Origin of the sequence: Streptomyces sp. MK37H (assembly GCF_018035285.1) — a bacterium.
Classification (GTDB): domain Bacteria; phylum Actinomycetota; class Actinomycetes; order Streptomycetales; family Streptomycetaceae; genus Streptomyces; species Streptomyces endocoffeicus.
This window is the reverse complement of sequence record NZ_JAAAYH010000751.1, coordinates 1-2,247: the sequence shown is the minus strand read 5'-3', so window position 1 is coordinate 2,247 and position 2,247 is coordinate 1. Positions and strand designations below refer to the sequence as shown.

Annotated in this window: 1 protein-coding gene; it reads left to right on the top strand. The window is 73.2% G+C overall.

From position 1 onward, the window contains the following. Window positions 1–198: 198 nt before the first annotated feature. On the top strand, window positions 199–2,247 hold a 2,049-nt coding region (locus GWI24_RS43530; protein WP_247617711.1), incomplete at its 3' end, for an ABC transporter ATP-binding protein.

The window sequence follows — 2,247 nt, the reverse complement described above, 5'->3', positions numbered from 1 at the left end:
GCGCCGCGCCCCGATCCATTTGTTGCGGCAGGATGAAATCCGCACATCAGTGTGTTGGTGCCTTCCGGAAGCGTGTGCGGATCGGGAGGTTCACGGGTGGCGGACGTAGCGGCGGGCGCGTCGGATGAAACGGGCAAAAGGGATGCGGGTGGACCGGATTCGGATGGCCCGGAAGCCGGACAGGGCTGGGTAAGGCGGCTGTTCGGCTACTGCTGGCAGTACCGCAGCGATGTGCTGCTCGCCCTCGGCGCCTCGCTCGCCGGAATGGCCGTCATGGCGCTCGTCCCGCTGGTGCCGAAGCTGATCATCGACGATGTGATCGTCTCGCACGACCGGCCCCTCGCCCCCTGGGCCACCCTGCTGATCGTCGCCGCCCTCGTGGTGTACGTCCTCACCTACGTCCGCCGCTTCTACGGCGGACGGCTCGCCCTCGACGTCCAGCACGCCCTGCGCACGGAGATGTTCGCGGCCATCGCCCGCTTCGACGGCAGACGGCAGGACAAGCTCTCCACCGGCCAGATCATCGGCCGGGCCACCAGCGACCTCCAGCTGATCCAGGGCCTGCTCTTCATGGTGCCGATGATGATCGGCAACATTCTGCTCTTCCTGGTCTCGCTCGTCGTGATGGCGGTGCTCTCGCCGCTGCTCACCGTCGTCGCCCTCGCCGTCGCCCCCGCCCTGTGGATCCTCGCCTCGCGCAGCCGCATCCGGCTCTTCCCCGCCACCTGGTACGCCCAGGGGCAGGCGGCCGCCGTCGCGGGCGTGGTCGACGGTGCCGTGACCGGTGTCCGGGTGGTCAAGGGGTTCGGGCAGGAGGCGCAGGAGACCGATAAGCTGCGCGAGGTCGGCCGGGGGCTGTTCGCCGCCCGGCTGCGGACCGTAAGGCTGAACTCCCGCTACACCCCGGCCCTCCAGGCCGTCCCCGCCCTCGGCCAGGTCGCCATGCTGGCGCTCGGCGGCTGGATGGCCACGCGGGGCCAGATCACCCTCGGCACCTTCGTGGCCTTCTCGACGTATCTCGCCCAGCTCGTGGGCCCGGTGCGGATGCTCACGATGCTGCTGACCATCGGGCAGCAGGCGCGGGCCGGGGTCGAGCGCGTCTTCGAGCTCATCGACACCGAGCCGGTCATCGACGAGCGCCCCGACGCCAGGGAGCTTCCCGAGGACGCCCCGGCGACGGTCGAGTTCGACCGGGTGAGCTTCGGCTACGACCCCGAGCGGCCGGTGCTGTCCGAGGTGTCCCTGCGCATCGAGCCGGGCGAGACCCTGGCCGTCGTGGGCGCCTCCGGAAGCGGCAAGTCGACGCTGTCCCTGTTGCTGCCGCGCTTCTACGATGTGTCGTCGGGCGCGGTGCGGATCGGCGGCCACGATGTGCGGGAGCTGACGTACGACTCGCTGCGCGGGGCGGTCGGGCTGGTGCCGGAGGACAGCTTCCTCTTCTCCGACACCGTGCGCGCCAACCTCGCCTACGGGCTGCCGGACGCGAGCGAGGAGCGGATCCGGGCCGCCGCCCGCGCCGCGCAGGCCGACGGCTTCATCTCCGAGCTGCCGAACGGCTATGACACCGAGGTCGGCGAGCAGGGGCTGACCCTCTCCGGCGGCCAGCGCCAGCGGCTGGCCCTGGCCCGCGCGATCCTCACCGACCCCCGGCTGCTCGTCCTGGACGACGCCACCTCGGCGGTGGACGCGCGCGTGGAGCACGAGATCCACGAGGCGCTCCGGGGCGTCATGGCGGGCCGCACCACCCTGCTGATCGCCCACCGCCCCTCCACCCTCGCCCTCGCCGACCGCATCGCGGTGATGGACCGGGGCCGGGTCGCGGACGTGGGCACGGACGAGGAGCTGAGGGCGCGGAGCGCCGTGTACCGTCGCCTGCTGACGGATGACGCCGAGGCCGGCGCCGCCCCAGGCGGCGACGGCCCGGCCCCGGCCCATGCCGAGCCGCGCGGCGGCGACGCGCACGCGTCGGGGTTCGCCGGTGCGTTCGGCGGGGAGGCCTCCGCCACCGGCTTGGCCGAGCCCTGTCTCGACGGGGAGCCGTCCCCCGATGGTGACCGCACGGCGCATGGCCGTGCGAACCGCCCCCGCGCGACGGCGCACCTGCGGACGCGTGGTGGGGATGATCCGGCGCGGGCCGCGGCCGACGCGACCGCGCTCGGGGCGGACCGGGCATCGAGGCGGGATGGCGAGGGGGTGTCGCCCGGCACATGGGTGCGGCCCGATGGCGGCGAGGGGCGGTGCCGCCCA